18 protein-coding genes and 3 pseudogenes are annotated in these 20,797 nt (G+C 39.6%); 9 read left to right on the top strand and 12 right to left on the bottom strand.

The genetic code is table 11. From position 1 onward, the window contains the following. Window positions 1-296: 296 nt before the first annotated feature. Window positions 297-1,283, top strand: a complete 987-nt coding sequence (locus FTU66_RS11220) for a diaminopimelate dehydrogenase (RefSeq protein WP_004972441.1) — start codon at window positions 297-299, stop codon at window positions 1,281-1,283. Between the two features lie 131 nt (window positions 1,284-1,414). Here FTU66_RS11220 and FTU66_RS11215 read toward each other — a convergent pair whose 3' ends face one another. Both FTU66_RS11215 and FTU66_RS11210 read right to left on the bottom strand, forming a co-directional pair. After that, window positions 1,415-2,590: an acetyl-CoA C-acyltransferase gene (locus FTU66_RS11215; RefSeq protein ID WP_180112812.1), complete on the bottom strand. Its 1,176-nt coding sequence runs from the start codon at window positions 2,588-2,590 to the stop codon at window positions 1,415-1,417. 130 nt (window positions 2,591-2,720) lie between these two features. Further along, window positions 2,721-3,239, bottom strand: coding sequence for a GspH/FimT family pseudopilin (locus FTU66_RS11210; RefSeq protein ID WP_136144767.1), 519 nt, complete (start codon window positions 3,237-3,239; stop codon window positions 2,721-2,723). Between the two features lie 375 nt (window positions 3,240-3,614). On the opposite strand from FTU66_RS11210, the gene omp38 reads away from it, so the two are divergent. After that, a complete protein-coding gene (gene omp38 / locus FTU66_RS11205; RefSeq protein ID WP_004972434.1) occupies window positions 3,615-4,655 on the top strand; it encodes an outer membrane protein Omp38 in 1,041 nt (346 codons plus the stop codon). 498 nt (window positions 4,656-5,153) lie between these two features. On the opposite strand, the gene FTU66_RS11200 is transcribed toward omp38, so the two are convergent. From FTU66_RS11200 to FTU66_RS11190, 3 genes are all read right to left on the bottom strand, one after another. Continuing rightward, on the bottom strand, window positions 5,154-6,617 hold the full coding sequence (locus tag FTU66_RS11200) for an amino acid permease (protein ID WP_180112811.1): 1,464 nt from the start codon (window positions 6,615-6,617) through the stop codon (window positions 5,154-5,156). Continuing rightward, the gene (locus tag FTU66_RS11195; protein WP_180112810.1) at window positions 6,617-7,651 is read right to left on the bottom strand and encodes a methyltransferase; all 1,035 of its coding nucleotides are present in this window, start codon (window positions 7,649-7,651) and stop codon (window positions 6,617-6,619) included. Before FTU66_RS11195 ends, FTU66_RS11200 begins: the two co-directional genes overlap by 1 nt. 65 nt (window positions 7,652-7,716) lie before the next feature. Then, window positions 7,717-9,087, bottom strand: coding sequence for a uracil-xanthine permease family protein (locus FTU66_RS11190; RefSeq protein WP_180072165.1), 1,371 nt, complete (start codon window positions 9,085-9,087; stop codon window positions 7,717-7,719). Between the two features lie 172 nt (window positions 9,088-9,259). Here FTU66_RS11190 and typA point away from each other — a divergent pair, with 172 nt between their 5' ends. Further along, window positions 9,260-11,098 (top strand): translational GTPase TypA, encoded by a 1,839-nt coding sequence (gene typA / locus FTU66_RS11185; RefSeq protein WP_180051483.1) that lies wholly within the window; start codon window positions 9,260-9,262, stop codon window positions 11,096-11,098. A gap of 199 nt (window positions 11,099-11,297) precedes the next feature. Then, on the top strand, window positions 11,298-11,732 hold the full coding sequence (gene mscL, locus FTU66_RS11180; RefSeq protein ID WP_004972423.1) for a large conductance mechanosensitive channel protein MscL: 435 nt from the start codon (window positions 11,298-11,300) through the stop codon (window positions 11,730-11,732). A 91-nt stretch (window positions 11,733-11,823) separates the two neighbouring features. Here the strand turns inward: mscL and FTU66_RS11175 are convergent, their stop codons facing one another. Together FTU66_RS11175 and mutM are read right to left on the bottom strand one after the other, a co-directional pair. After that, a complete protein-coding gene (locus FTU66_RS11175) occupies window positions 11,824-12,102 on the bottom strand; it encodes a peptidylprolyl isomerase (RefSeq protein ID WP_096901561.1) in 279 nt (92 codons plus the stop codon). Beyond that, complete coding sequence (gene mutM, locus FTU66_RS11170) at window positions 12,099-12,959, bottom strand: bifunctional DNA-formamidopyrimidine glycosylase/DNA-(apurinic or apyrimidinic site) lyase (protein WP_004972419.1); 861 nt, start codon at window positions 12,957-12,959, stop codon at window positions 12,099-12,101. The genes FTU66_RS11175 and mutM overlap by 4 nt, the downstream gene beginning before the upstream one ends. A gap of 288 nt (window positions 12,960-13,247) precedes the next feature. Here mutM and FTU66_RS11165 point away from each other — a divergent pair, with 288 nt between their 5' ends. Both FTU66_RS11165 and FTU66_RS11160 read left to right on the top strand, forming a co-directional pair. After that, a complete protein-coding gene (locus FTU66_RS11165) occupies window positions 13,248-14,384 on the top strand; it encodes an NADH:flavin oxidoreductase/NADH oxidase (RefSeq protein ID WP_167845804.1) in 1,137 nt (378 codons plus the stop codon). Between the two features lie 124 nt (window positions 14,385-14,508). Beyond that, window positions 14,509-15,423: an AEC family transporter gene (locus FTU66_RS11160; RefSeq protein WP_180112809.1), complete on the top strand. Its 915-nt coding sequence runs from the start codon at window positions 14,509-14,511 to the stop codon at window positions 15,421-15,423. Between the two features lie 73 nt (window positions 15,424-15,496). On the opposite strand, the pseudogene FTU66_RS11155 reads toward FTU66_RS11160, so the two are convergent. Then, window positions 15,497-15,640: pseudogene (locus FTU66_RS11155) on the bottom strand (RNA-guided endonuclease TnpB family protein); the annotation flags it as partial. 2 nt (window positions 15,641-15,642) lie between these two features. On the opposite strand from FTU66_RS11155, the pseudogene FTU66_RS11150 reads away from it, so the two are divergent. Next, window positions 15,643-16,233: pseudogene (locus tag FTU66_RS11150) on the top strand (type ISP restriction/modification enzyme); the annotation flags it as partial. 231 nt (window positions 16,234-16,464) lie between these two features. Here the strand turns inward: FTU66_RS11150 and FTU66_RS11145 are convergent. The 3 genes from FTU66_RS11145 to FTU66_RS11135 all read right to left on the bottom strand — a co-directional run bounded on the left by FTU66_RS11145 (window position 16,465) and on the right by FTU66_RS11135 (window position 19,238). Then, window positions 16,465-17,265 (bottom strand): DUF2310 family Zn-ribbon-containing protein, encoded by an 801-nt coding sequence (locus FTU66_RS11145; protein ID WP_114237944.1) that lies wholly within the window; start codon window positions 17,263-17,265, stop codon window positions 16,465-16,467. A gap of 136 nt (window positions 17,266-17,401) precedes the next feature. Next, complete coding sequence (locus FTU66_RS11140) at window positions 17,402-17,740, bottom strand: hypothetical protein (protein ID WP_114237945.1); 339 nt, start codon at window positions 17,738-17,740, stop codon at window positions 17,402-17,404. 1,228 nt (window positions 17,741-18,968) lie between these two features. Next, a complete protein-coding gene (locus FTU66_RS11135; RefSeq protein ID WP_154320474.1) occupies window positions 18,969-19,238 on the bottom strand; it encodes a hypothetical protein in 270 nt (89 codons plus the stop codon). Window positions 19,239-19,416: 178 nt separating this feature from the next. Here FTU66_RS11135 and FTU66_RS11130 point away from each other — a divergent pair, with 178 nt between their 5' ends. Further along, window positions 19,417-19,809: a hypothetical protein gene (locus FTU66_RS11130; protein WP_154320473.1), complete on the top strand. Its 393-nt coding sequence runs from the start codon at window positions 19,417-19,419 to the stop codon at window positions 19,807-19,809. A 67-nt stretch (window positions 19,810-19,876) separates the two neighbouring features. Next, window positions 19,877-20,485 carry a ParA family protein gene (locus tag FTU66_RS11125; RefSeq protein ID WP_106986724.1) on the top strand — a complete coding sequence of 203 codons (609 nt, stop codon included), beginning with the start codon at window positions 19,877-19,879 and terminating at the stop codon, window positions 20,483-20,485. 183 nt (window positions 20,486-20,668) lie between these two features. Here the strand turns inward: FTU66_RS11125 and FTU66_RS11120 are convergent. Continuing rightward, a pseudogene (locus FTU66_RS11120) lies at window positions 20,669-20,797 on the bottom strand (zinc ribbon domain-containing protein); the annotation flags it as partial.

Raw genomic sequence — 20,797 nt, 5'->3', positions numbered from 1 at the left:
TGGATTTCATCGAAATGTAGATAGATTTTATCGAAATATCGCGGTTCACACATTTACAAACAGCCTGCCATGTGCAGGCTTTTTGTTTGCCTTAAAATGATCAAACGGCTTGTTTTATCGCACTTCTTAATGATTTAATTTACCGCAAAGTGCTGTAGTATAAGCACGCTGATGTAGCATCGCAGTCTTATGTAGGCGTTATTTTTACATTATCAAAAATCAATCAAGACGATAATTTGATGTGATTATCCTCTGATTTATTTTTCAATTTTTTCATGATGAAGTGATTTGTCTTTATGCAAAATTCTATCCGTATTGGTATTGCTGGTTATGGCAACTTAGGTCGTGGTGTTGAAACGGCGATTCATAAAAACCCAGATTTACAATTGGTGGGTATTTTTACCCGTCGTGCGCCTGAAAGCGTTTCACCATGTTTTGCTGAAACAGCAGTGTTTCACATGGATTCATTGTCAGATTTTCAAGACAAAATTGATGTGCTGATTTTATGTGGTGGTTCAAAAGACGACTTGCCACAACAAGGTCCAGTATTGGCAAGCCAATTTAATATTGTCGATAGTTTCGATACGCATGCACGTATTCCTGAATATTATGCATCTGTAGATGCACCTGCGACAGCGAACAAGAAAACTGCACTCATCTCAATTGGTTGGGATCCAGGCATGTTCTCGATTAATCGTTTATTTGGTGAAGCGTTGTTACCAGATGGTGAAACCTATACTTTTTGGGGTAAAGGTTTAAGTCAGGGTCACTCAGATGCCATTCGTCGTGTTGATGGTGTAAAAGCAGGTGTGCAATATACCATTCCATCGAATGATGCCATTGAACAAGTGCGTAGCGGTGCGCGTCCTGTATTAAGCACCAAAGATAAACATACTCGTGAATGTTATGTCGTACTTGCAGAAGGTGCCGATGCTGCTGCGGTAGAGCAAGCGATTGTGACCATGCCAGATTATTTCGCTGACTACAACACAACCGTAAATTTCATTGATGAAGCGACTTTAGCCAAAGATCACCAACGCATGCCACATGGTGGTTTTGTCATTCGCAGTGGTAATACCAGCGATGAACAAAAACAAGTGCTTGAATTCTCATTGAAGTTAGACAGCAATCCTGAGTTTACCGCGAGTATTTTGGTGGCTTATGCACGTGCTTGCTATCGTTTAAACCAAATGCAGCAATATGGTGCAAAAACTGCTTATGATGTTGCGCCAGGTTTATTGTCAATGAAATCGCCTGAACAGTTGCGTGCAGAATTGCTCTAAACTTTTTAAAGCTATAAGCAAAAAGACGAATCAATGATTCGTCTTTTTACTTTTTGAATAAAGAAGGGTTAGGGAATGACTTTATTCAATCTACCTCAGTCCCTCTTTACGAAATAGGGGTTGCAAGGCACTTAAAGTAATTCAATCGCGACCGCAGTTGCTTCACCACCACCAATACAGAGAGCAGCCACACCACGCTTGCCACCTGTACGTTTAAGCGCATGAATCAAAGTTAGGATAATACGTGAACCTGTAGAACCCACAGGATGCCCAAGCGCACATGCACCACCGTTAATATTCACTTTTTCAGGATCAAGCTTGAACTCATCCATTGGGCACATGGTGACCATAGCAAAAGCTTCATTAATTTCCCATAAATCTACATCTGCAACTTGCCAAGCTGCTTTATCCAATACTTTTTGAATCGCAGCAACAGGGGCGATGGTGAACTCCGATGGATGTTGTGAATTGGTGGCATAAGCCACAATTTTCGCCAATGGTTGCAAACCTTTGCTTGCTGCATTTTCTGCAGATGTCAGGACTAAAGCCGAAGCGCCATCCGAAATTGAGCTGGCATTGGCTGCGGTAATTGTGCCATCTTTGGCAAAAGCTGGACGAAGGGTTGGGATTTTTTCAATATTGGCATTAAACGGTTGTTCGTCTTTATCGACAACCACGTCACCTTTACGTGTTGAAACATGTACAGGCACAATTTCATCGGCAAAATAGCCTTTATTTACGGCAGTTTGCGCACGTTTAAGAGAGCGAATCGCAAAATCATCCATTTGTTCACGGGTATAGCCTTTGCTATTGGCCATATCTTGTGCGAATGAGCCCATCAAACGACCTGTTTCAGCATCTTCAAGGCCGTCTAAGAACATGTGATCTTTCACATCACCATGTCCCATGCGGTAACCCGCACGTGCTTTGGTCAGAATATAAGGTGCATTACTCATCGACTCCATGCCACCTGCAACAATGATGGAAGCAGAACCTGCTTTAATTGCATCGGCAGCTTGCATGACAGCTTTCATGCCCGAACCACACAGTTTATTGATGGTCACTGCACCTGTTGAATCTGGTAAACCTGCTTGACGCATAGCTTGACGTGCAGGACCTTGTTTTAGGCCAGCAGGCAAAACACAGCCCATAATGACTTCTTCGATATCTGTGGGTTGCAGACCTGCGCGTTGAATTGCGGCTTGAATACTTGCTGCACCCAGCTCAGGTGCAGTCAGTGTGGCTAAACTGCCCTGAAAACCACCCATGGCAGTACGAGCGCCATTTACAATAACGATATCCGTCATTTTATTCTCCCAGTTTTTTATATGTGCTTTTGTCTAGATTTAATTCCAAGCAGGAATAGATCACTTCAGCAGTATAGGCAAAAAAAGATGAGAATAAAGTGACAATATAAAGATCATTTAGACTGCTCAGTTAACATCCATTGATGTCTTCAGCTCGAGTTTGCCCCATTTTACTAAGCACCAGTCGTTTGCTCGCGACGTGAGTAGAGCAGTAAAAGAAACTACCATTCGAGCCGATCGGCAAACCTTGTTGAGCATTGAAAGTCACACTAGGAATGTTTAAAGTTCCACGCCAATCCAGAGTTCCGTATTTAAGTGCAGTTTTTTCTGTATAAAGAATGTATTCACTGTCGTCAATTTGGCGGTTTCGATTACGATCCATAAAGATCAAAAAACCAGTATCCCAGTTTTGCTTACTACATTGAACAAAGTTTTGGGTAGGACAAATCACAACATTACTATGATGGGTGAAGGCATGGGAGCGTGCTATTTTCAGGCTGGACTGTAATGAATACTGAATTCGCTTGAGTTCTTGTTGTGCCATCAGCTGATGAAAATAGGGCAGGGCAACCATGATTAAAATCGCACTAATCGCTAACGTGACGATCAATTCAAACAGCGTGAAGCCATTTTTGCTTATATTCGACATAAGTCTATACCTGTTATTGTTATGTTTTTTTATGATTAATTTGAGTAATTTGTTGTTTTATAGCACTTTATGTGTTGTATAATAATTACTAAACAACTTTTCGTGAAAGTGTTAGAATAAACCGCAAGAAAGATAGGCTATTCGCACCAAATAATTGAGTAAAAATTTACCGAATTACAACGGAAATTGTAAGTAATTTTGTCAATAATTTACTTGATTAAAATTATCAAGCACTTGGAAAAGTAAAAAAGTGTTTGTATGATTCAAAGTGACTAGCTTAAAAATAATACTGGGGTATAAGAAAGCCTATCTCAGGGTAGTCGAAAATTTAGGCTTGAGCTTGAACAACAATTGTTATCTCTGGAGGATAAATCCATGAAAATGAGTCGTATTGCATTAGCAATGCTCGTAGCTGCTCCTTTAGCTGCTGCAAACGCGGGCGTAACTGTTACCCCATTAATGCTTGGTTATACTATGTTTGATACACAGCATAACAATGGTGGTAATGATGGTAGTTTAACAAGTGGCGCAGAACTTGATGATGACTTGTTCGTTGGTGCAGCACTTGGTGTTGAGCTTACTCCTTGGTTAGGTTTTGAAGCTGAATATAGCCAAATCAAAGGTGATGTGAGTAACGGTGGTGAATACAAGGGTCAAAATATCGCAGGTAACTTCTATGCGACTTCTGATCTAATCACTAAAAATTATGACAGCAAAATCAAGCCATACGTACTTTTAGGTGCTGGTCACTATAAATATGACGTAGAAGGTGCTAATGGTGTCGGTTATATCCGTGATGGTGAAGAAGGTACTTTAGGTAATGCAGGTGTGGGTGCGTTCTTCCGTTTGAACGATGCTTTATCTCTTCGTACTGAAGCACGTGGTACTTACCACTTTGATGAGCAATTCTGGAACTACACAGCTTTAGCTGGTCTTAACGTAGTTCTTGGTGGTCACTTGAAGCCAGCTGCTCCTGTAGTAGAAGTTGCCCCAGTTGAAACCGTTGCTCCAGTTCAACCAGCTCCACAAGAGTTGACTGAAGACCTGAACATGGAACTTCGTGTGTTCTTTGATACCAACAAATCAAACATCAAAGATCAGTACAAGCCAGAAATTGCTAAAGTTGCTGAGAAGTTAGTTGAATATCCAAACGCTACTGCTCGCATCGAAGGTCACACTGACAACACTGGTCCACGTGCATTGAACGAACGTTTATCTTTAGCTCGTGCGAACTCTGTTAAATCTTCACTTGTAAATGAATACAATGTAGATCCAGCTCGTTTGTCTACTCAAGGTTTCGCTTGGGATCAACCGATTGCTGACAACAACACTAAAGAAGGTCGTGCTATGAACCGTCGTGTATTCGCGACGATCACTGGCAGCCGTACAGTGACTGTTGAACAACAAGCTCAATAATTTGAGTTAAGTTGAAAAAACGACTCTTCGGAGTCGTTTTTTTATGCTTCTCTTTTATGAGGTGTCTGGATTAGAAAGTGCCTGAAATGATTTACATTCAATACGTTTAAAAAATATTGTAAAAGTATGATTATTAGAATAATGAGTAAATAAAGTAGAGGCTGATGGTGCTTAATATTTCGGTTTGTTGAATTGTAAACTAAGCCGAATTTTTATATCAAGTTTATCGTCAATTCATTTAAAAACTCCAAAGCGGTGCCCCAGATCAAATTTTGAAACAAGATATATGTACTGAATGTCTATCAGTCGATCAAGTCGTTGTTTAGCGATTATAAAATCAACATTGAGCAGTTTGTGGCGTGATCTCTCACCGTAATATTGATAACAAAATATGTTGTAAATCGAATTTGGTTTAAATTTACCCTAAAAAACAGCCAAATGTTGGCTGTTTTTTTGAACCTTAGCTTCTTAAATGAAGTGAATAGAAGAAGAACTTTTTTAGTCATGATCAGGGTGTAGTGGTTTCACATCCATATCCTGATATGCAATCAGTTTGGTTTTGTGTTTCCATTTATAGCCTAACCAAATGACCAAGAACAAAAGAATACCAATATAAGTCGATAAAACAGCGAGCCATTCACCTTCAAGCACTGCTTGGTAGTTTTGCCCTAATACAACAATCGCACATAAAATAAAGGCAAACCATGGCGCAAAAGGAAAGAATTTGGCGCGGTAATCTAAATCTTCAAGTTTGTAGCCTTGTGCCAAATAGCCTTTACGGAAGCGGTAATGCGATACAGCAATTCCGAGCCAAACGATAAAGCCACACATGCCTGACATATTCAGAAGCCAGTTAAATACTTGTTTTTCACCAATAAATGTTGTTAAAAAACATAGTGCAGCGATTGCTGTTGTGGCATACAGTGCATTCATTGGGACGCCACGAGCATCCAAGCGGGCAAAAGCTTTTGGTGCACTGCCTTTACGTGCCATATCAAATAGCATACGGGTCGATGAATACATGCCCGAGTTCCCTGCAGAAAGAATCGCAGTTAAAATCACCGCATTCATGACACTTGCAGCAAAGGCAAAGCCTGCTTGCTCATATAATAAAGTAAACGGAGAGAGCGCAATGTTATCGGTGGCGGCTGCTTGAAGTAAACGTGGGTCATCATAGGCGATTAAGGTGCCAATAATGAAAATACACACGATATAAAACAACAAAATACGCCAGAAGATTTGTTTGATTGCAATAGGAATGGTTTTCTTAGGATTTTTAGATTCACCCGCTGCAACGCCAACCATTTCAGTACCTTGAAATGAGAATCCTGCAATCATCGCCACACCAATTAAGGCAGATAGTCCACCTACAAATGGCGCTTCGCCTTTGCTCCAATTGGCAAATGTAGCAACATTAGGGTTGAGCATGATTTTGACAATCATAAAAATACCGATAATGATGAATGCTACAATTGCAAGGACTTTGACCAGCGAGAAGAAAAATTCTGATTCACCAAATCCTTTTACGGTTAATGCATTAATACCAAATACAACTGCTAGAAATAACGCACTCCAATAGAAACCAGGAATATCGGGAAACCAGAATTTCATAATAAATTGTACAGCCACCAATTCAAATGCCACGGTAATGGCCCAGTTGTACCAATAGTTCCAGCCTAGCGCAAAACCGAAACCACCTTCGACATATTTACTGCCATAGGTAAAGAACGCGCCTGAAGTTGGATTATGCGTTGCAAGTTCGCCTAGACTGGTCATCAAGAAATAAATCATCACACCAATGAGTGCATAGGCCAGTAATGCACCGCCTGGGCCTGCATTAGCGATGGTTGCACCCGAGGCAAGGAACAAACCTGTACCAATCGAGCCACCAATGGCAATCATGTTTAAATGACGTGCACCGAGCTTACGCTGTAACTGTCGATTGTTTTGAGTTTCGCTCATCATGCGTCCTTCGTATTTTTTTGTGTACTGGCGAACAGTACTTTAAAGCCTTGTTGATCTGCCTTGATTGTGCATTGACCGAAACTTTGTTCAATTAAGAGTGGATAATTCAAAAAGCGATTGGCCACAATCCAAAGTTCACCACCCGATTTCAGATGACGACGTGAAGTTTTACACAGGTTTTCACTGGCATCGTAATGTGTTTGAATGCCTTGGTGGAACGGGGGATTGCTCACGATGGCATGCAAAAATAGCGGTGCATCCTCAATGCCTGTCACAGCTTTAATTTCAAGCTGTTGTGGATTGAGCTGATTTTTTTCAAACGTCATTAGCGTTGACGCTAAAGCAAAGGCATCGACATCTAAAGCAAAAATACGATTTTCAGGGTTAAGTTTGGCTAAGTAAGCACTGATCACACCCGCGCCACAGCCAAAATCTGCAATTTTTCCAGCAGTAACCTGATTCAAATAAGGCAATAATACAGCCGTGCCAACATCCAAGTGTTTTTGGCTAAATACACCTGGCAAGGCACTAATTTGTAAATCACCTTTAGGTGTAGCAACTGTATAGTTTTTCGCCCAATCTGCTAAGGTTTTAGTTTGAACCTTGCAGTCTAAAATCAGCTGCCATAGTTGGCAGTGGCGGGCGCTATCTAGTTTGAGTGTTTTGCCATAAGGTTGTAATTGCTTTGCAGCCCGTTCAATTCCTGCTTTCTTTTCACCGACTAAAAATACGCTGCTGCCTTGTGGGAGTTGTGCGGCAATGGTGTGAATCAGGTAATTGAGCAGTTCCTTAGATTTCGGTACAAAAATAACAGCCTGATCAAATTCACCGACAGGCAATTCTGCACCAAAATGCACTTGCGCCTGTTGATTTTGAAAGTATTGATAGTCGTTAAAATTCCATGTCCAAACAGAAGCTTGGATTGAGTCACCCAATTCTGCGAGGAGTTGATCGGTCGGGGCATTGATCAGTAGAACGCGACCAGACAAATAGTCGTATTGTCTGAGTAAAACTTCGCTTTGGGGGTTCATGGTTCTCTCTCCAATAGAAAAACACTGTCTAAGTTCAGCTCAGACAGTGTTTTTTGGACATGCAATTACTTTTTAGTTTCAGGAAGCACAATATTTAAAATGAGTGCTGCAATACCGCCTGTTGCAACGCCTGAACTGAAAATATTACGGAATAATTCAGGTAAGTGTTCCAGAATTTGTGGCACTTGTGCAACACCTAAACCTAAGCCCAATGAAATTGCAATAATCAGCAAGGCACGACGATCTAAAGCGACACCTGAAAGAATATTGATTCCCGAAGCGGCAACGGCACCAAACATCACCATCACAGCACCACCTAGTACGGCTTGAGGCACAGCCTGAATCACACCTGCAACTGCAGGAAGTAAACCTAAAATGATGAGTAGGGCAGCAATCCAAATGCCGACATAACGGCTAGCAACACCTGTAAGTTGAATCACGCCATTATTTTGGGCAAATACCGAACTTGGAAAGGTGTTGAAAATCCCTGCCAAGAATGAGTTAGCGCCATTTACCAATACACCGCCTTTAATGCGTTGTATCCATTGTGGGCCATCGACAGGTTGATTGGAGAGTTTAGAGGTCGCGGTAATATCACCAATGGCTTCTAATGACGTCACCAAATAAATAAATGCCAATGGAATGAATAAGCTCCAAGAGAAATCCAGTCCAAAATGCATCGGAGTCGGAACTTGTACCAAAGGGGCATCTTTCAGACCTGAAAAGTCGAGATGACCCATCATGCCTGCCATTGCATAACCAATCACCAAGGCAATTAAAATGGCAGAGCTTTTAATCCACGTGATATTGATGCGGTTCAAAATAATAATAATCGCCAAGACCGTACACGACATAATCAGGTTGTCGGTATTTGCAAAGGTATTATTGCTCATGGCTTGATAGCCACCACCCATACTGATTAAACCTTCTTTAATTAAGGTTAAGCCAATCAGAAGTACCACAATGCCTGTGACCAGTGGGGTAATCAGCTTTTTGACCCACGGTAAAATTTGCGATACGCCCATTTCAATAAACGAACCCGCAATGACCACGCCAAAAATTGCCGCCATGACCGATTCAACAGGTGTGCCTGCGGCGACCATGGCAGAGCCAATACCAATAATTGGGCCAATAAAGTTAAAACTGGTGCCTTGCACAATGAGCAAACCTGCACCAAAAGGGCCGACTTTTTTACATTGTAAAAAGGTTGCAATACCTGAAATGACCAAAGACATTGACAAGATCATGTTGGTATCTTGTTTGGAAACGCCTAAAGCCAAGCAAATTAAGAGGCCTGGTGTGACAATCGGAACAATAATTGCCAGTAAATGCTGAAAAGCTGCTAAAAAAGCGATGAATGGTTTTGGACGGTCATTCAGACCATAGACCAAATCGAGCTGGTCTTTTGGGTGGGGAGAGTGGTTTAAATCAGACATGAGTCATAAAAAATTGCAAAAGTGGCGCTATTCTAATCGAGTTACACAGCTTTACAAAACCCAAAGCACGCCACTCATCAAAAAAAATTGTGTGTGTCAATAAAGTGTCACTATAAAACTTTAGTATTTTTCTGTATAATTTGCCCTCAAATTTATAGCGTATTGAATTTAAATGTCTGATATTAAAACTCTCCGCAACATCGCAATTATTGCGCACGTTGACCACGGAAAAACAACTCTTGTGGATAAACTTTTACAACAATCGGGCGCACTCGGTGAACGAGCGGGCGAGATTGAGCGTGTCATGGATTCAGGCGCTATTGAAAGTGAACGTGGTATTACCATTCTTGCAAAAAACACTGCAATCAAATGGTTAGACAAACGTACTGATACTGAATACCGCATTAACATTGTGGACACCCCGGGACACGCCGACTTCGGTGGCGAAGTTGAACGTGTAATGTCGATGGTGGATTGCGTACTTCTTTTGGTTGACTCACAAGAAGGCCCAATGCCACAAACACGTTTCGTAACGCAAAAAGCGTTCGCACGTGGTTTGAAGCCAATCGTGATCATCAATAAAGTAGACAAGCCAAACGCACGTCCAGACTGGGTTATTGATCAAGTATTTGACTTGTTTGATAACTTGGGTGCAACCGATGATCAATTAGACTTCCCAATCGTATATGCATCAGGCTTACGTGGTGTTGCTGGCCCTGCGCCAGACGAATTAGCGGAAGATATGACGCCGTTGTTCCAAACAATTGTAGATATCGTCGAGCCACCAGCAGTTGATGTTGATGGTCCATTCCAAATGCAAGTCTCTTCACTTGACTATAACAGCTTCGTAGGTGTTATTGGTGTTGGTCGTATTCAACGTGGTTCAGTGAAATTAAATACACCTGTAACCGTGATTGACCAAGAAGGTAAAACACGTAACGGTCGTATCTTAAAAATCATGGGTTACCATGGTTTAGAGCGTGTTGATGTTGAATCTGCTTCTGCAGGCGACATCGTATGTGTAACAGGTATGGACGAACTGCATATTTCTGACACGATTTGTGATCCGAAAAATGTAGAAGCTTTACCACCGCTTTCTGTAGACGAACCAACAGTATCGATGACATTCCAAGTGAATAACTCACCGTTTGCAGGTAAAGAAGGTAAATTCGTGACTTCACGTAACATCCGTGAACGTCTTGACCGTGAATTGATTCATAACGTTGCACTTCGTGTAGAAGATACTGACAGTCCAGACCGTTTCAAAGTATCTGGTCGTGGTGAACTTCACCTTTCAGTATTGATTGAAAACATGCGCCGTGAAGGTTTCGAAATGGGTGTATCTCGTCCGCAAGTCATCTTGAAAGAGATTGATGGCGAAATGCAAGAACCATACGAAAACGTAACTTTTGACGTAGAAGAACAGCACCAAGGCGCTGTGATGGAGCAAATGGGTAACCGTAAAGGTGAGATGACCAATATGGAAGTAGACGGTAAAGGCCGTATCCGTATTGAAGCCACTGTGCCTTCACGTGGTTTAATTGGTTTCCGTTCTGAATTCATGACCATGACTTCTGGTACGGGTATCATGACGTCAAGCTTCTCACACTATGGCCCAATGAAAGCAGGTCAAGTTGCCAAACGTCAAAACGGTGTGTTGATCTCTATGGTTCAAGGTACGTGCTTGGGTTATGCATTGTTCAGCTTGCAAGACCGTGGTCGTTTATTCGCCAAGCCTCAGTTAGAAGTTTACGAAGGTATGATCATTGGTATTAACTCTCGTTCAGATGATATGGTGGTTAACCCAACCAAAGCGAAACAGTTAACAAACGTACGTGCTTCTGGTACTGATGATGCGTTGACACTGGTACCTGCAATTGAATTCACGCTTGAACAAGCGCTTGAATTTATTGAAGATGATGAGCTGGTTGAAGTAACGCCAAAGTCAATTCGTATCCGTAAGCGTTACTTGACTGAAAACGAACGTAAACGTAACCGTTCTGGTAAATAAGTTTTAAAAATGATGTTGTCCTCATGCGGGGCAGCAAAATTTAAAAATGCCATCAATTTATTGATGGCATTTTTTGTTTAAAATTAGCAAACCAATATATAAAAGCAGATGATTTCCGAGTAAATTACGTGGAAATGAAGCTATAAAATTAATGTATACTTCGTCACATAAATTAAAGTCAAAAAAACTGGAGATTTAAATGAGTATTATTCAAGAGTTCCGCGAATTTGCGGTAAAAGGTAACATGATCGACTTGGCTGTCGGTGTGATTATTGGTGGGGCATTTGGTAAAATTGTTGACTCATTAGTGAAAGATATCATCATGCCATTGATTACTGTGATCACTGGCGGTGGTGTGGATTTCACACAAAAGTTCTTTGTTTTGGGCGATAACCCAAACAATTTACAGTCTTTAGATGAGTTAACCAAAGCAGGTGTAAATGTCCTGACCTATGGTAACTTCCTTACGATTTTAATTAACTTCATTATTTTGGCATGGGTGGTGTTCTTAATGGTGAAAATGATTAATCGTATGCGCCGTAAACAAGAAGAAGCAGCGCCAGAACCAGCAGCAACGCCAGAAGATATCGCGTTGCTACGTGAAATTCGTGATGAATTGAAAAAACGTCAATAATTTTTAATACGCAATCAAAACAAACGGCGCTTTATGCGCCGTTTGTTTGCACCCTATTCTCTAGGATGGAGAGGCGCTGAAGGCATAAAAATTACATCCGAAACTTTACTTCTACCAAATGAAAACCAAACTGACTTTTTACAGGTCCGTGTAGTACGCGTTCTGCTGCGGTAAACACTAATTTATCAATGACGGGTACCAATTGTCCTTTTTTGACCTCACCCAATTCCCCACCTTTTTTTCCTGAAGAGCAGGTCGAAAATTGTTTGGCAATTTTGGCAAAATCAGCACCTGATTGAATCCGCTTTTTCAGTTGTTCACAGGTTTCTTTATCTTTCACTAAAATATGACGCACAATAGCGGTTCTCATACTTTTTTACCTCGTTTGCTTGTTGCAGCTTTAGTCGAAGTGAGTACTTTTTTCAAAGGCTGACATTCAGGACAAAATACCGAGGCACGTTGGCCCAGTTTTAAATTTTCTAGTGTGGTTTCACAGTTCACACACATTTCACCTGCACGTCCATACGCCAACAAGGTTTGTTGGAAATAGCCATTTTCGCCCATCGCATTGCTGTAATCACGTAAGGTCGAACCGCCTAAATCAATCGCTTGTTTTAAAATGCGTTTGATTTCGAGCACTAGTTTTTCAATCTGTTTCAAACTGAGTGATGATGCAGGTTGTGCAGGGTGAATACCTAAATTAAACAGACTTTCCGTGGCATAAATATTGCCCACACCCACCACGACATGGTTATCCATAATTGCAACTTTGATGCCAACATTTTTGTTTTTGAGCTTCTGTGCAAGATAGTCGGGGTTAAAGGCATCACTCAACGGCTCAGGGCCAAGTGGATCTATCAGTTTGCGTTGAGAGCTTTCATTTAGCCATAAAATACAGCCAAAGCGACGTGGGTCGTGGTAGCGCAATTGTATATCTTCAAACTGAATAATCAAATGGTCGTGTTTGCGTAAATCTTCCTGCGCATCGCAAAGACGAAAACTGCCCGACATGCCTAAATGCCACAACATGCTGTCCTGTTCAAATTGCGCCAGAATGTATTTGGATCTGCGGGTCAATTGCAGTAATTTTTGTCCTGTGAGTTTATGTAGGTTTTCTGGAATGGGCCAGCGTAAATTGGCTTGACGTACTTCTACATTCAGGACTTTTTGATCAAGTAGCGGCAATAGACTAGTTTTGGTAGTTTCAACTTCTGGTAATTCTGGCATGGTACAAATTCAATCCGCTTTTAGAAATTAAGCAGGCAAGGACATACAGTAATGCGCTTAATATTGGGCATTATCCATAGAATACAAGCCATAGTGTGCTGTCGCAAAATTATTCTGTGTAAAACAAAAGCAGGCTTTGCAAAAACCATACAACACGTTATAAATAAATCATTTTTAAACATCTATTATAGAAAAACCATCTAAAACAGATGGCAGATTCTGAGTGATTACTTCTTTTTTATTTAATGATTCGCTTTTGGTGAATCGCACTGTATGAGGGCTTGCAGCGTGACATTACTTTTTCAGCCGATTCAATTTGGATCACTGCAACTTGCCAACAAAATTGTTATCGCCCCGATGTGTCAATATTCTGCCAATGAACAAGGTGAATTGAGCTATTGGCATGAGCAGCAATGGGCCAATTATGCCTTGTCGGGCGCAGGGATGTGTATTGTAGAAGCCACGGCAGTGCAGGCAGCAGGACGTATTAGTTATGCAGATTTAGGCTTATGGAATGACATGCAGCGTGCGCAGATGAAAGCACTATTGCATAAAGTCAAAAGTATATCGCCTATGCCATTTGCTGTGCAGTTGGCACATGCGGGTCGTAAAGCTTCAACCGATAAACCGTGGCAGGGCATAGGACAGTTTGCACCGAATGAAGAACATGGTTGGCAGACGGTATCGGCCAGTGAGTTGCCATTTCAATCGCACGAACATCCACCGCATGCTTTAACGCAAGATGAAATTCAACAGGTCATTGCAGACTTTGCCAGCGCCGCAGTACGAGCGGTGGATGCAGGTTTTGACTTAATCGAAATTCATGCCGCACATGGCTATTTATTGCATCAATTTATGTCGCCATTGTCTAATCACCGCCAAGATGAATATGGCGGCAGTTTGGAAAATCGGATTCGCCTTACATTGGAAGTATTTCAAGCGATTCAAAATGCTGTTCCACAAGGCTATCCAATTGGGGTGCGAATTTCTGCAACAGACTGGATGGATGATGCAGAGGGTTGGAATGTGGAATCTTCAGTAGGTTTGGCAAAAGCACTGGAGCATTTAGGTGCGGCTTATATTCACGTGTCGAGCGGTGGTTTGCATGTCGATCAAAAAATTGATTTACATGCGGGTTATCAAACACCATTTGCACATGCCATTAAGCAAGCTGTAAAAATTCCTGTAATTGCGGTGGGTTTGATTACCGAAGCGATGCAGGCAGAAGGTATTTTGCAATATGAACAGGCCGATGCAATTGCGATAGCACGTGCCATTTTATATGACCCACGTTGGCCATGGCATGCTGCGGCAGAATTGGGCGAAAAAATTGAAATTGCCCCGCAATATTTACGATGTCAGCCGCATGGGTTCCGTACTTTATTTGCGCCGTTTAAATCAACAGATACGGAAGTGGAATCCTAATATTTTATCTGCTTAAAATAAGTGAAACTTAAACTATTTTGCCGTGCTTTATTGGAGGATTCGGTGTAAGGTAAATCAGTAAAACCATGCAGAAATATGGGCAACACTGAAAAAGGATGTCAGGGTGTTACTGAGTATTTTATTTCCCATTTGCGCCGTCGTGCTTTTGGGATATTTCACCGTAAAAAGCCAGTTTATAGAATCTAATGCAATTCAGTTTCTAGGTCAATTTGTCATGAAAGTGGCGTTGCCTGCATTTCTATTGCAGGCATTGGCCAGTAAAAGTTTGTCAGAAATCTGGCATCCCGCTTATTTTTTAGGTTACGGTGGCGGTTCTATTCTGCTGTTTATCTTTGCCTTTTTACTGTATCGGCATTATTTTAATTCAAACTTAACCCATGCCAGTGTCTTGGCAATGGGTGCATCAATGTCAAATACAGGGTTTATTGGCACTGCTATTTTGACTTTGTTGATTGGCAGTCAATCGGCAATTTATTTGTCTTTAACTTTAATTGTCGAAAATTTAATTATTGTGGCATTGATGCTGATTTTGGCAGAACGAGGGCTACAATCTTCAGCGAAATCAGGTTGGCAGGTGTATGCCGAAACTGTGCAGCGCTTACTGAAAAATCCAGTAATTTTATCTATTTTATTGGGTATGCTGTGCGTATTGTTGAATTTCAAACTGCCGCAAGCTATTGCACAAGTGCTGGAAATGTTGGGCAAAACTGCTTCACCTTTGGCTTTATTTGTGATTGGTGGAAGTTTGGTCGGCATGCAAATCAAGTCGGTGAATTTGCAAAGTATTGTTTTGGTTGCATTCAAAGTATTGCTGATGCCACTCACGATTTTTGGAATTTTATGGGCATTAGATGTGAACCGAGAAATGCTATTTGTCGGGACTTTGCTTGCGGCTTTACCAATGCCAATTGCCTTTGGTATTTTCGGGCAGCACTATGGTTTACATGAAAAAGCCTTAGCCCCCTTGGTGTTGAGTACAGTTTTTGGTTTTGTGATGGTGGCGATTTTATTGACATAATCGGGTAAGTATTTTTGACATACTCCCACCACTTTCGTTTTCACTCAAGTGGGGGATTCTAAAAGCAAAGCTCTTAGGCGACTTCCTCACGGATTTCGCTTGCTTTCTGCTTCTTAGGGCGACCTTTACCGCATCCACCCTCCACAGACAAAACGGCATGTCCTGCCGACAATATATTACGAGATGCGTTTAAATCCGCATTCGCAACATAACCGCATCCAAGATGCTTACCCGACTGAAACGATTAGCAAGGAAGATATTTTCTACTATGTGTATGGTTTATTGCACAGTGAAGATTATCGTACTCGTTATGCAGACAACTTGACTAAAGAGTTACCACGTATCCCATGCGTGAAAAAAGCTGACGATTTCTGGGCTTTCTCTAAAGCAGGGCGTGATTTGGCACATTGGCATTTAAACTATGAAACGGTAGAGCCGTATAAAGCTAAATTGGACTTGGGTGGTAAATCATTGAAGCAATTAGAAGATAAAGACTTTTATGTGACCAAAATGAAATTCCCTAAAAAAGACCAAAAGGATACGGTGGTCTATAACAATTCTATTACCATCCGTGAAATACCGTTAGAGGCTTATGACTACGTGGTAAATGGTAAGTCTGCACTCGAATGGGTTATGGAGCGTCAAGGCGTTTCTACGCACAAAGACAGTGGCATTGTGAACGATGCGAATGATTGGGCAATTGAAACTATGGGTGATGCTAAATATCCATTGAATTTGTTTTTACGTGTGATAACGGTAAGTTTAGAAACAATGAATATTGTGAGAAGTTTACCGAAGTTGGATATTTAAGCAAAAAAGCCCTTTCTATTTGAAAGGTAAGCGTCTGATCTGACGTTCTGAAATATGAAGTAGCTGAGCAGCTTGGGATTGAGTTATGCGTTGATCACAGATTTCCTGCAAGACCGACACTCTCCGAAAATATCGAGACGATTCACGGTTGGTTACAGATAGTTTGGGTGTTATTTTTATCTCTATGCTTGATAGGCTTTATGAGCTTACCACAAATAATTTTTCATTCGGTCAGTCCTCGCTTTCATCCGACCAATTTTGACTCAACTCACTCACCAAACGACTCTCATCGCATTTAAAATCAATATAGTGATAGGTATTGGCAGGCAATAGCCAATCCTGCCCTGTCAGTGGACATTTTTGTTCCATATCTTCTGCCTGTGTCCAATCACGGTAATTCATTAGAAAATAATAGGTGGGTACACCTGTGCTTTGTTCAATGATACGGCACAATTCTCGACCTATTTTGCTATGCTCAGAATTGGGATTTTGCATTTGCTCTAAGGCAAAGGCTTCACTTACTGGTTGAGAACCAAGCCACAAACGATATAACGCTTCAGCCTGACGATACCATGACCACACATTATCATAACAAGGGTGATCAGGTTGGGTATATGGGATTTTATATAGAGGAATGCCTTGTAAGGTTACTCCATCTAGTAAAGGCGAACTCCAGCCCCAACGCAACATGTAAAATTCAGATTGCGTTGGTACGGCATAACGGGGAAGAGGATAGTCATGGTCTTCTCCGATATACAAGGTTTGAATGGGTTTACCTGCTAACTGTTCGATTTTATTGTGCATTTCTTGGGCATAGCTGTTCATATTTTTACGGTCAAGGGCATCCATTTCAGGACACACCACAGTCACGCGAGTAATATCATTTTGGCTAACAGCTAAATGATGGTTACGGGGTAATATTTGTCCGTTGCCTTCTAAATTTCCTAAATAACAAAATACATCATGGTCGTGGCTATCATCATCTTCAGCGATACCTGTATATTGGGGTATGATAATATCAAAGGCGTGCATTTTTATATCTCATGCTTAATTTATATTAAATATATTTGGGGATGTTGCTGTTGAAATTGGTTAAAGTGCTGTCTTGTAGTGTCAATTTAACCTATACCGTCAATGCCGTACACTCTAAATATTAATAATACTTAAACTACTTGATATTATAACTATAATTTTTCTTATCATATTTACCGAAATAAGGAACAGCTACATCCTTATGCACTGTATTATTACTATCAGTATATGTAATTACTATAGAGTCTTCGGTGTCAGAATATTTTATAGGATACTTAAATGATTGATTAGGAGATAAATTACCTATATTTTCTGATTTATTAGTGGTTTTATAAGTTAAATTAACCTTAGTTATATCTTCGGAGGTTTTGTTATTTATAATTAGCATCCCTTCTGATTCACTTTGACTGGAACAAGCCACAGTAATTAATGCACTTAAGCTAATTACATACAGTTTTCTTATTGAGATCTTCACGAGCCAAACCTTTAGTTATTTTATTTAATACAAAATAATTCTATGCAAGAAATGCCACTCTCAACTTCTTAAGCCTATTGGAATGGCTGTATTACAAGAATTGTAAGTTTAATATTGAAAGTCTAACCTTCGTAAAATAAATGATTTAGCGAAAAAAAGTTGAGAGTTAAGCATAAAATGGAATCTTATTTTTCACCAAAGGAATTAGAAGATGTTAAAGAACCATTAGTTATAACTTTCATTTTGAGACTACCCTAAATTCTGTGTAACTATCTAGTTTTCTAAAATACTTCTTAAATTTTGTCAAAATGGCTTTATTAGCTCGAAAAACTAACTTTCTATACACCATGAAGTACACCGCGACTACCTAAATAACTCAATATACCAATATCATTAGCCTACAGCCTAAGGTTCTAGTCCTCACTAGGGTACCGAAGCAGTGAAATTGGTTTGCCATAGGCATACTAATCAGAGTATGAAAAAGAAACTCCTCTCTCTGCAAATTCTTGATTGAAAACACTAAGAACCTTCATACTAAAAGTATAATAAATAAGTACTAGCCTTTCTATTATGGTGATGTCGTTCATATTCCAAGATATTCTCCGATCATCTAATAACCCCTCCCAACTAGGATCGTTTATTTTAGGTATAGATTGACTGCCGTAAGAAGGTATTTGATCAACTAAATGACGCATATCATCGAGTTTTTGATTTGATAGGGGTTACCCCAGAATTTGGAGAAAATAGTACGACAAGGAATTTTGTCGACTAATTAATTTATTAAAATCAAAGATTTATATTTTTATGCTTTGCCTGTCTGCTAGAGATTGGCAACATGCAATTTAATTGAAAGATTTTTAACGAAGTTCTTAAATAACAACTACATAGAAGTAAATAAATGTACTTACCGCCCTATAATTTCCGTTTTCTGTGCTGACCCCTATATTCGAGTATTTAGACGGGAACGAAGAAGACTATGATTTCTCAAGATAGCGAGAAAAACTGACTACCTAGAATAGTCTGTTATAGGCGGTTTTCTTATAACGGTCTGTTCTAGGTAGTCTATTAATAGGTCTAAGGGGCTTTTTAGGTGGTTCCGCTAGGGTATACTGAAAATAAACTTGTCCTGTACCTGATTCCAGTAAAACACTCTCGAGACTGTAAATAAAACTGTGTAAACGCTTAAACTATCGTTAAAAGTGTCATTCTAGGTATTCCATTAAATAGGTCATAGCTTATTTATGATTTCACAATCTTTATTTAATCGGCGAATTGATCTGATAAATTTTTTCGGGTCATCAATTCGTAGTGGTTTTTCATGACCATCACGTAAAATTATATACTCGTCTAATTTTTCATAATGCACAGCAGCAACTGGTACGCCTTTATTTTTTTTGTTGAACTCATGATTGTTGCCAGGTACTAGTTCCGCATAGGTAAAAATAATCTTATCCGCAATACGAATATAGCTGGCGCTTGTTTTTGACATTCTTGACATATAAAAACCTCCATAGGTGTGAAATTAATCTACAACTAATTTACAACTATTTCAAGGCTTTTTAATTCACCATTAAAACCAATAAAACAGCTATTAATAAATTTAATTTTAGTTGTACTATTAGTTGTAAAAATAGGTTTATAATTAATGATAATTAAAACATAAATTGAGTAATTATATGACTAATCGCTTTAAAGCAGCCAGACAAAATACAGAATTCACTCATAATGATGTGAACTCTGATGTTAAAGAAAATATTGAACAGCCTTCTAAAATCAATATTGTTACTCGTAATCAAAGTGTAATTACTATCGAGAAAAATACGCTCCCTGTTGCTAAACGAGTTCGAACAAAACATGGCAGAAATCTTACAACCCCTCTTTTTGTCGAAGAACTTACCGCAATCGAAGAAGCAGTAAAAAAGTTAGGGCAAGAACAAGATATTTCAATTGCTACTTTTATTAGACAAACAATTTTAGATCAATGTAAAAAAGTTCTAGGTAAAGAAGGTTTTAATGAAATTATGGCAAATCAACTTAATTCAGTTAAGCCTAAAAAAGAAAAAGAATAAGTCTATATTTAGGTCTAAAAATACAACTAATATTAAGGCTAATTATAAATGTATCTGGAGTAATATAATGGCGAAAATTATATGTGTAGCAAATAGAAAAGGTGGAGTTGGAAAAACTACACTTGCGACAAATTTAGCAGTTGCATTAAATAATAAAGGTAAAAGCATTCTGATTGATGCTGATGAGCAACAATCAGCATCTAAATGGGCTAAACAGCGCAATGATATAGAATGCATTAGTGTTCATTCAGAACTACTCACCAAACTAGAAGAAATCGATAGTAAATATGATTACATTCTTATTGATGTAGCAGGTCGAGACTCTACAATTTTTCGTGAAGCACTCTTAGTTGCAAATACACTAATAGTTCCAACTCAACCATCATTATTAGATTTAGATGTTCTTGAATACATGCAAGATAAGATTGCAACAGCAAGGAAAATGAATAGTGATTTAGATGCTTATGTTCTTATTAATCGTGCATCACCACGATCGAATGAACTACCAGATGCAATTGATTTCATCAAAGACTTTGATCAATTTAAACTGTTAAAAACAGTTCTATTTGAAAGAAAGCAATTCAGAGATGCAATTATTGAAAGTAAATCAGTTACTGAGATGAATAGCTCAAAAGCTAAAGATGAATTAAATAAACTAATTATAGAAATTCTATAAAGTAAAACTAGAAAATAAGAAAGAGTGCACATGCACTCTTTCTTATTGTGTAGAAAAAAATAAAAAGCAAATAATTCATAGAGTTTTCTACTAGAAATTAAAAAATTTTTCTACTCAGTATATAAAAACTATTTATTCATAATAAATAATTGATTTTTTTAAAAAAAACCATTCAAAAAATGAAGCATAACCGCATCCGACACACTCAAATTTAGCTTGAGTTTGTCGGTTTTCTTTTGCTACATGACCACATTCACAGCAGGTTTGACTTGTGTACTTCGGATCAACTTTTACAAGTAATCCACCTCGCCA

Source organism: Acinetobacter sp. YH12131, assembly GCF_013418635.1.
Classification (GTDB): domain Bacteria; phylum Pseudomonadota; class Gammaproteobacteria; order Pseudomonadales; family Moraxellaceae; genus Acinetobacter; species Acinetobacter towneri.
The sequence above is the reverse complement of the archived record's forward strand: the minus strand, read 5'-3'. Positions and strand labels throughout refer to the sequence as shown.

What these genes read in the sequence shown, in the direction of transcription:
- FTU66_RS11175 (WP_096901561.1), bottom strand. Translation starts at nt 12,102, where the DNA reads ATGAGAACCGCTATTGTGCGTCATATTTTAGTGAAAGATAAAGAAACC.
- FTU66_RS11210 (WP_136144767.1), bottom strand. Translation starts at nt 3,239, where the DNA reads ATGTCGAATATAAGCAAAAATGGCTTCACGCTGTTTGAATTGATCGTC.
- FTU66_RS11125 (WP_106986724.1), top strand. Translation starts at nt 19,877, where the DNA reads ATGGCGAAAATTATATGTGTAGCAAATAGAAAAGGTGGAGTTGGAAAA.
- FTU66_RS11215 (WP_180112812.1), bottom strand. Translation starts at nt 2,590, where the DNA reads ATGACGGATATCGTTATTGTAAATGGCGCTCGTACTGCCATGGGTGGT.
- FTU66_RS11190 (WP_180072165.1), bottom strand. Translation starts at nt 9,087, where the DNA reads ATGTCTGATTTAAACCACTCTCCCCACCCAAAAGACCAGCTCGATTTG.
- typA (WP_180051483.1), top strand. Translation starts at nt 9,260, where the DNA reads ATGTCTGATATTAAAACTCTCCGCAACATCGCAATTATTGCGCACGTT.
- FTU66_RS11135 (WP_154320474.1), bottom strand. Translation starts at nt 19,238, where the DNA reads ATGTCAAGAATGTCAAAAACAAGCGCCAGCTATATTCGTATTGCGGAT.
- FTU66_RS11195 (WP_180112810.1), bottom strand. Translation starts at nt 7,651, where the DNA reads ATGAACCCCCAAAGCGAAGTTTTACTCAGACAATACGACTATTTGTCT.
- mscL (WP_004972423.1), top strand. Translation starts at nt 11,298, where the DNA reads ATGAGTATTATTCAAGAGTTCCGCGAATTTGCGGTAAAAGGTAACATG.
- FTU66_RS11220 (WP_004972441.1), top strand. Translation starts at nt 297, where the DNA reads ATGCAAAATTCTATCCGTATTGGTATTGCTGGTTATGGCAACTTAGGT.
- FTU66_RS11130 (WP_154320473.1), top strand. Translation starts at nt 19,417, where the DNA reads ATGACTAATCGCTTTAAAGCAGCCAGACAAAATACAGAATTCACTCAT.
- omp38 (WP_004972434.1), top strand. Translation starts at nt 3,615, where the DNA reads ATGAAAATGAGTCGTATTGCATTAGCAATGCTCGTAGCTGCTCCTTTA.
- FTU66_RS11145 (WP_114237944.1), bottom strand. Translation starts at nt 17,265, where the DNA reads ATGCACGCCTTTGATATTATCATACCCCAATATACAGGTATCGCTGAA.
- mutM (WP_004972419.1), bottom strand. Translation starts at nt 12,959, where the DNA reads ATGCCAGAATTACCAGAAGTTGAAACTACCAAAACTAGTCTATTGCCG.
- FTU66_RS11200 (WP_180112811.1), bottom strand. Translation starts at nt 6,617, where the DNA reads ATGAGCGAAACTCAAAACAATCGACAGTTACAGCGTAAGCTCGGTGCA.